This is a genomic window from Mesorhizobium sp. M6A.T.Cr.TU.017.01.1.1 (assembly GCF_004023115.1).
Lineage (GTDB): Bacteria > Pseudomonadota > Alphaproteobacteria > Rhizobiales > Rhizobiaceae > Mesorhizobium > Mesorhizobium mediterraneum.
Map to the genome: position 1 here is coordinate 1 of NZ_RZTA01000184.1, position 7579 is coordinate 7579.

The following is a 7579-nucleotide window of genomic DNA, read 5'->3' on the forward strand; positions in this document are numbered from 1 at the left end:
CCTCGCCGCCTCGGAGGTAGCAGGACGACACTTCCGGCAGCTTGCGGTCGTCGCTCTTCCAGAAGTGAATCTCCATCTCGTTGCGGCGCATGATGAGATAGTCGTCCATCTCGGGCCCGACGATGCCGAAACCGAGCTGGTCGCGGTAGAAATCGCGCGTCGCCTTGATGTCGGGCGAGGGCAGCACGGGAATGCTGCGCGCCGGGTCGGCTGCGGGCAAGGCCATGTCACGCGCCCTCGACGACCGAAAAGCCTTCGAACTGCGGATGGCCGAGATAGTTCACCTTGGTGGTGCCGGTATTGCGGTGCGCCGCGCGGAAATTCTCGGATTTGGTCCAGGCGACGAAATCCTCATGGCTCGCCCATACGGTGTGCGAGGCGAACAGCGTGTAACCTTCGGCCTCGTTGACCGGACCGCGCAGCAGATGAAATTCCTTGAAACCTTTCATCTCCGATAGGCTCGAATCACGGTTCTTCCAGACGTCCTCGAAGGCGTCCTCAGAGCCGTTCTGGACTTTGAATCGGTTCATGGCGATGTACATTGGCTGTCCTTTCGGGATTGGTGAACTGTGACCGTAGATGGAAACGACGAGGTGAAGATTCTCAAAACGGACCGATCGCACCTGTAAACACCAGATTGTTGCCGACCTTTGTCGGGATGGGAGGAAAGGGGGCTGCCTTCCTCACGATACCGAGCACGACCTGATCGAAATCTTCCGAACCAGAACTCTCTAGGATGCGCAGCTCATTGATGCCGCCACGGCTGCCAATGACGAATGTGACAATTGCATTGTTGCGGGCGGTTGCTTGCACCGACGGCGGGACGCTGCGATTGACACGGCTGAGCTTTCTTATGACGTCGCTGCGGTAGCTGGATTCCGCCGCAATACCTGCTTCATTTTGTCTCTTGCCCTTACTCGCCGCCCGAGCAGAGCGGTCCCGGCCATCTGCCGTGCCGCGCTTCTCATCTGCTTCGCTTGTCCTTGAAGGAGGCATTGGTGGGCTTGGTCTGGCGCTGGGGATCGGCGGCTGCCCGGCAAACACAGCAGGCGCTTTGGTGCTTTCTGTCTGAACAGTTGGTTGTACTGGGCTCTTTGGGGCCGCGCTCTGGTCATCGGAGACCCCGGACGCCAATATGTCTGGCAGGGCCGCCGACTGTTTGACAGCTTCCGGGGAAGGTTCAAGGGGCGGCTTCGTCGCTTCTTTGGCGGGCTGAGGAGGCATTGTTGGCGGCACCGGTTTCTTTGCCGCCGCTGGTTTGGTCGGCTGCGGGTTCGGCACCAATGTGACCTTCATTGCCTGCGCTTCCCGATCCAGTGCGCTGCCAACCACGTTGGCGCCCGACTGATCGCTGCCTTCCGACTGAGTGGCATCCTGGAAGTCAAATGTCCCGGCCGGCGATAACAGGAAAACCGCCGCCACCGCGGCGTGGAGAAGGCAGGAAGTGACAATCGCCAGCACCCACTTGCGGTTCCGGGCAAATGGCGTCGCCTGGGGCTCGGCCGGTGCTATGGCCAGCTCGCCGCCGACGTTAGGGAGGGGACTGATTTCCTGCATGTCGCGGAACGGAAACTGCAGCGGCCCGCTTGTCAAATCAAGATCATTTGCCCTCGGCGGCAACGGTCCGGCCAGCGGCCATGCCACGATGTTCTGTCCGAGTGCGGGCTCCAGCCCCACTGTCTTCTCAGACCCCGAAGGCGATGCCGGTCTTGGTCTCGGTCTTCAGCCTGCGCATGCAAGCATCCGGCTCGATGCCGGTTCCGGCGCATTCGGTCGCGCTGTTGATCAGCACGCGGCTGACCTTGGCGCAGTCGGCGCCGGCAAGATCGAAACGCGTCACCTTGGTCTTGCCCGCCGGCAGGTCCTTGAAATCGAGCACGGTCAGCCGGTCGACGACGCCGGCCTCGTTGAACAGCGCGATCTCGAACGCCGCTTTCGAGAGATCGGCGCCGAGAGTGTTGTTGACCACGAACGTCAAACGGCAGCCCTTTTCGGAGGGTTGTGCGCCGTTGAGTTCAAGCGTGAGACCAGGGGCCGGCGCGGACTCTTGCGCCCACGCCGGACCCATCACAAGCGGCATTGCCAGCACCGAGGTCAGCAGGCGAAGCGATGCCGTCAAGCTTGCCATTGTCGTCAGCCTCCAAATCGCATTGTCGCCGCCAGCTTCAGCGTGACGCCGGGCTCGTAAATTACACTCGTGGCCGATGCATTCAACGGATTGGTGTATTTCACGTCGAACAAATTGTCGGCGCGGAAGCCGACTTTGAAATTGTCGGTCGCCTGATAGCTGGCGAAGGCATTGACCAGCGTGTAGTCCTTGGCCACTGCGTTGCCCTTTGGCTTGCCATTGTACTGCACCTCGCCGCCGACGGTCAGCTTGTCCTCCAGAAAGCGGAAGCCGAGTTGGGCGGTGACCTGGGACGACGGGACGGTGACGAGGTCTGCCCGCTCGCCTTCATAGGAGATGGTGTGGCCATCGATGATCGAGGCCGACAGCCCGGCGAAACCCCAGCTGGCGTCATAGACAGCTTCCATTTCAAAGCCGCGGATCTTGGCTTTTGCGAAGTTCTGGTACTGGAAGCAGATCGGGATGCCGGGGCCGAATGGGCAGCCGCTGGTTGGGTCGAATGCCGATAGCGTTACACCGTCGATGTAGTCGTCGACGTCGTTGTTGAAGTAGGCCGCCTTGAAACGAAACGCGTCGCCGGCTTCGAGGATGTCGTCCTGCTTGTAGTTGACGCCGAATTCGACGGTCTTGCCGGTTTCAGGCTTCAGATCGGGATTGGGGAGAAACGGAAAGCTGACGCCTGCCGGATGATTGCCACTGATGAGGGTTTCCGACAGCGACGGGGAGCGATATCCCTCCGCATAGGTGCCGTAAAATTGCAGTCCCGAAAGACTGGCGGTTTCGAATGGCGAGACGCCGACGGTGATGCGCGGCGACAGCCGGTCGCCGGAGGTTTCGCCGACATCGCTTTCGAGCTTGTAGCTGTCGTAACGCAGCCCGGCGATGACTTCGAGCCAGTCCCATGTGAGCTTGTCCTGGACGTAAGCGCCGGAAACGTTTCGCTTTCCCGAAGGGGTATAGAAACTGGCGCCGCCTGCGGCACCACCCGTCTCGACGTCGTCGCCAACCCAGTCGCCACCGTAGGTCAGCTCGTGCGCAATGCCGGCGGTCTCGAACCGCGAGGTGTTCCAGATGTCGATGCCCGAAGTGCCGATATCGAAGGTCGACATCGAACCCGCCGGCAAGACGATGGGAAGACCGGTGACTGGATCAAACCGGTTTTGCGGGACAAGGCTTGTCATTTTCATGTCGGTCTTGTTGTAGGAGGCGTTGATGTGGAGATCGAGCCAGCTCTTGTCTTCGTCGGTGATGTTGTAGCGGCCCGAGAAGGTGTTCGCTTTCAGGTCGACATCATTCACCGCCGTGCCGCCGCTGACCTCGTTCCACCCGTCGCTCGTGCCATTCCAGCCCAGCTTCAGTTCGCTGTTTTCAGTGGGGCGGATGGTCGTCTTGAGCAGGCCACTCAAGACGTCGAAGCCGGTGCCGTTCACCGTATCGCCGCCGCCATCCTTGTAGTCGTCATAGTCGCGATAGACGATGTTGCCGAGGACATCCCAGTTTTCATTGAAACGGTAAGCACCGGCGGCGCTGGTCGTCCAGCCTTCGCCATTGCTCTCGAAGCGCCCAGTCGCAGACGCCGCCCATGTCTCGCCGTCGCGAAGATAGTCTTCCGCGTCCTTGGTCTCGAACAAGACGACGCCGCCGATGGCGCCCGAGCCGTAGGTGTTGGCGACCGGGCCGCGGATGACGTCGACAGATTTGATGAGCTCCGGGTCGATATAGAAGGTGGATTGCGTGCCGTGGTCGGAGCGCTGGAAATTCTGCCGCGCGCCGTCGACGATCACAGCGACGCGGCCGAAATCCTGTAAGCCACGGATATTGATGCTGGAACTGACGCGCCTTGCATCTGCCTGGACCGCTATTCCAGGCACACCCAATAGCATTTCGTTTGGCGTCGTCGCCATGCGGCGTTCCAATTGCTCCTGATCGACATGGCTGACCGAAGCCAGGGAGTCGATCGCCGTCTCGCCGGTGCGGCTGATGACCAGGATCTGGTCGAGCAGCGTTGCGCCTGCGGGAGCCGGCCCGGCGTCTTCAGGCGCCTGCGCTTGTTCGGCCTGCTGCTGGTCTGTTGCCGGTTGGGCGGCCTGTTGAGCGTTGGCTGACGGCGTGAGCAGAGCGATCGCCGCAGCACCCGCCAGCAATGCGGCGATTCCCGTTGCCATAGACCGGCCCTTTGCCATCGATCGATGCGCCGGACCTCGATGCGCCGGACCTGGGCTGCTATTCGCCAGCCCCAGCCGTCCCCAATTCGCCAACCCCATGCCCCAACTCCAAAATACCTGGTTCGATGCTGGCTGGCTTGAAGCTTGCTGGCATTTTTCGTCGTGTCCGGCGTCTTAAATCTTGACTCACTTAGTCCGGTATTGCACTGACTAATAAACATGATTATTCAAGTCAAGAAATGAATCGGCATCTACGCAACGCCTAGCCAGACGCCCGGCACAGGAAAGGGATCGAACCAGATGAACACGCACAATCCCAATGACTTTCGCTATCGCGTCCGCCGTTCCGACGACAATTCGGCTCGTTTCGACCGGGTTCCGTTGACCGTGAGAACCCTGTCCAGCAACACGCTGTTCCAGGGCGAGCACGAGATCGGCATCGAGCATCACGGAGCGCTCTACCGGCTGAAGATCACCCGCCAGGGCAAGCTCATCCTCAACAAGTAGGCAAGAGTAGGTATTTAAGAGATGGACCAGCGCGTAAAACCCGCTCCGCACGAGATCCGGCGGGCGCGGGCAGACAATCCGAAGACGCGCGAGCGCGATCTCGCTGCCCAGCTTGGCATTTCGGAGGCCGAGCTGGTCGCCGCGCATTGCGGCGACGGCGTCGTCCGCGTCGAGCCGCGCGTCAACGATCTTCTGACCGGCCTCGAGGCCGTCGGTGAGGTCATGGCGCTGACGCGCAACGAAAGCGCTGTGCACGAGAAGATCGGCGTCTACGACAAAGTCGTCACCGGCAACCACAATGCCATGGTGCTTGGCGAGAACATCGATCTGCGCATCTTCCCGAAAGTCTGGACGCACGGCTTTGCCGTCGAAAAGCGCGACGGCGGCGATATCAGGCGCAGCCTGCAGTTCTTCGATGCGGCAGGCGAGGCGGTGCACAAGGTGCATCTGCGGCCCGCGTCCAACCTCTATGCCTATCAGAAGCTGGTGGCCGAGCTCGAATCGCCAAACCAGGAGTCGACGGTCGCAATTTCAGACGGCGGATTTGCCGACGAGACCGAGGCTTCCGACGCTTCCGCTGATGTCGACGATCTGCGCGACCGCTGGAGCCGCCTGACTGACGTGCACCAGTTCTTCGGCATGCTGAAGACGCTCAAGCTCGACCGCCGCCAGGCGATGCGCATGGTCGGCCAGGATTACGCCTGGCTGCTCGACAACGATGCCGTCAGCGCCATGTTCCACCATGCCGCCGAGGGCGAGATGCCGATCATGTGCTTTGTCGGCAATCGCGGCTGCATCCAGATCCATTCGGGCCCAATCAAGTCTATCAAGCCGATGGGGCCATGGATCAACGTGCTGGACGAGACCTTCCACCTGCATCTGCGGACCGACCACATCCATGAGGTCTGGGCCGTGCGCAAACCGACCAAGGATGGCCATGTCACGTCTCTCGAAGCCTATGGCGCCGACGGCAAGATGATCATCCAGTTCTTCGGTAAGCGCCATGAAGGTGAAAGCGAGCGCGAGGACTGGCGGTTTCTGGCAGAGAACCTGCCGCGCATTCCAAGCCCGACCGCAGCCTGAGGACAACGACAATGGCTCCTTTGCTTAAACGGGCGCGTGTTTTCAGAACGACGCTTGGGGCCGCGATCGGCCTTGCCCTGGCCTTTGCCGCATTGCTGCCGGCCCGTGCCGCCGAAGGCACGGAGGTCTTTGCGGACCCGTCGAAGATAGCGGCCATCGGCGGTTCGATCACCGAGATCGTCTTTGCGCTCGGCGAGCAGGATCGGCTGGTCGCCCGCGATTCGACCAGCCGTTATCCCGAGGCGGCGCTCAAGCTGCCTGATGTCGGCTACATGCGCCAGCTGTCGCCGGAAGGCGTCCTGTCGGTCAATCCGTCAGGCATCCTGGCGCTGCACGGCAGCGGGCCGAAGCAAGCGGTCGACGTGCTGAAGAAAACGAGCATTCCATTCATCGAGGTGCCCGAGCGCTACGACCATGAAGGCATTCTCGAAAAGATCCATATCGTCGGCAAGGCGCTTGGCGTGGACGCCAAGGCCGATGCGCTGGCAGCCGAGATCGATGCCAAGCTGAAGGCCGCCGAAAAGCAGACCGCTTCGATCAAGGAACGCAAGCGCGTCCTGTTCGTGCTGTCGATGCAGGGTGGCAAGATACTCGCATCCGGCAGCGAGACTGCCGCCGACGGCATCATCAAGCTTTCGGGCGGTGTCAACGCGGTTGACGGCTATTCCGGCTACAAGCAATTGTCCGACGAGGCTGTTATCACCGCCAAGCCGGACGTGATCCTGATAATGAACAATGCCGGTCCCGCCGCATCCGATGACGAATTGTTCGCGAACCCGGCCATCTTGTCGACGCCGGCGGGTGCGGCGCGCAAGGTGATCCGCATGGATGGCGGCTATCTGCTCGGCTTCGGGCCGCGCACGGCCGACGTCATCCACGACCTTGCCGCCTCGCTTTATGGCGATCAGGCCGCGGACTGAGCGGGCTTCCAATGGTGGATCAATCGATCGCTGGTGCGGGCACCATGGCGACAGCATCCGACGGCGACCGTTCGGGGCGGGCGCGCATCGTCATTCTGCTTTTATGCCTGGGACTTGCCGTTGCCGTCCTGCTGTCGCTGACATCAGGCGCATCCGATGCCTCCGCCGTCAGCGTCGTCGGCGACTGGCTGTTGGGCGCAGCACCCGGCAATGAGGCGCTGAGCGCCCGCGACCGCCTGATCGTCTACGATATCCGCCTGCCGCGCATCATCCTCGGTGTGCTGATCGGCGCCGCGCTTGCCGTCTCCGGCGCGGTCATGCAAGGGCTGTTCCGCAACCCGCTGGCAGATCCCGGTCTCATCGGGGTTTCGGCTGGGTCGAGCCTCGGCGCGGTGGCCGTCATCGTGCTTGGCGCCACAGTGCTGGCGCCGATAACGTCGGTGCTGGGCACACTCGCTCTGCCGCTGGCGGCGTTCTGCGGCGGGCTGGCGACGACATTGGTGCTCTATCAGGTCGCCACCCGGCAAGGCCAAACCTCGGTTGCCACCATGCTGCTTGCCGGCATCGCGCTGGCTGCCCTTGCCATGGCGCTGACCGGTATCCTGATCTTCATGGCCGACGACCGGCAGTTGCGCGACTTGACTTTTTGGCAACTCGGCTCGCTCGCCGGCGCGACTTGGCAAAAAATCGGCTCAGTCGGGCCGATCATCGTGCTGGCGCTGGCGGCGATGCCGTTCCTGGCGCGCGGCCTCAACGCGCTCGCGCTGGGCGAAGCC

8 protein-coding genes and 1 pseudogene are annotated in these 7579 nt (G+C 61.9%); 4 read left to right on the forward strand and 5 right to left on the reverse strand.

Going from position 1 to position 7579, the window contains the following annotated elements; genetic code table 11:
* From EOB36_RS32205 to EOB36_RS32225, 5 genes and pseudogenes are all read right to left on the reverse strand, one after another.
* Nucleotides 1–226: pseudogene (locus EOB36_RS32205) on the reverse strand (VOC family protein); the annotation flags it as partial.
* Between the two features lies 1 nt (nt 227).
* Entirely contained in the window at nt 228–542 is a 315-nt protein-coding gene (locus EOB36_RS32210; RefSeq protein WP_128286476.1) for an antibiotic biosynthesis monooxygenase, read from the reverse strand.
* A 61-nt stretch (nt 543–603) separates the two neighbouring features.
* Nucleotides 604–1644 carry a TonB family protein gene (locus EOB36_RS32215; protein ID WP_348627337.1) on the reverse strand — a complete coding sequence of 347 codons (1041 nt, stop codon included), beginning with the start codon at nt 1642–1644 and terminating at the stop codon, nt 604–606.
* A 40-nt stretch (nt 1645–1684) separates the two neighbouring features.
* Nucleotides 1685–2128, reverse strand: coding sequence for a hypothetical protein (locus tag EOB36_RS32220; protein WP_126106173.1), 444 nt, complete (start codon nt 2126–2128; stop codon nt 1685–1687).
* Between the two features lie 5 nt (nt 2129–2133).
* Nucleotides 2134–4293, reverse strand: coding sequence for a TonB-dependent hemoglobin/transferrin/lactoferrin family receptor (locus EOB36_RS32225; RefSeq protein WP_245467958.1), 2160 nt, complete (start codon nt 4291–4293; stop codon nt 2134–2136).
* Nucleotides 4294–4593: 300 nt separating this feature from the next.
* Here EOB36_RS32225 and hemP point away from each other — a divergent pair, with 300 nt between their 5' ends.
* From hemP to EOB36_RS32245, 4 genes are all read left to right on the forward strand, one after another.
* Nucleotides 4594–4800 (forward strand): hemin uptake protein HemP, encoded by a 207-nt coding sequence (gene hemP, locus EOB36_RS32230; protein WP_095494491.1) that lies wholly within the window; start codon nt 4594–4596, stop codon nt 4798–4800.
* Nucleotides 4801–4821: 21 nt separating this feature from the next.
* Nucleotides 4822–5883, forward strand: a complete 1062-nt coding sequence (locus EOB36_RS32235; protein ID WP_126106175.1) for a hemin-degrading factor — start codon at nt 4822–4824, stop codon at nt 5881–5883.
* 11 nt (nt 5884–5894) lie between these two features.
* Nucleotides 5895–6803: a hemin ABC transporter substrate-binding protein gene (locus EOB36_RS32240; protein ID WP_095486640.1), complete on the forward strand. Its 909-nt coding sequence runs from the start codon at nt 5895–5897 to the stop codon at nt 6801–6803.
* Between the two features lie 11 nt (nt 6804–6814).
* Nucleotides 6815–7579 (forward strand): iron ABC transporter permease (locus EOB36_RS32245; RefSeq protein ID WP_164897684.1); only part of this gene is annotated, 765 nt, incomplete at its 3' end.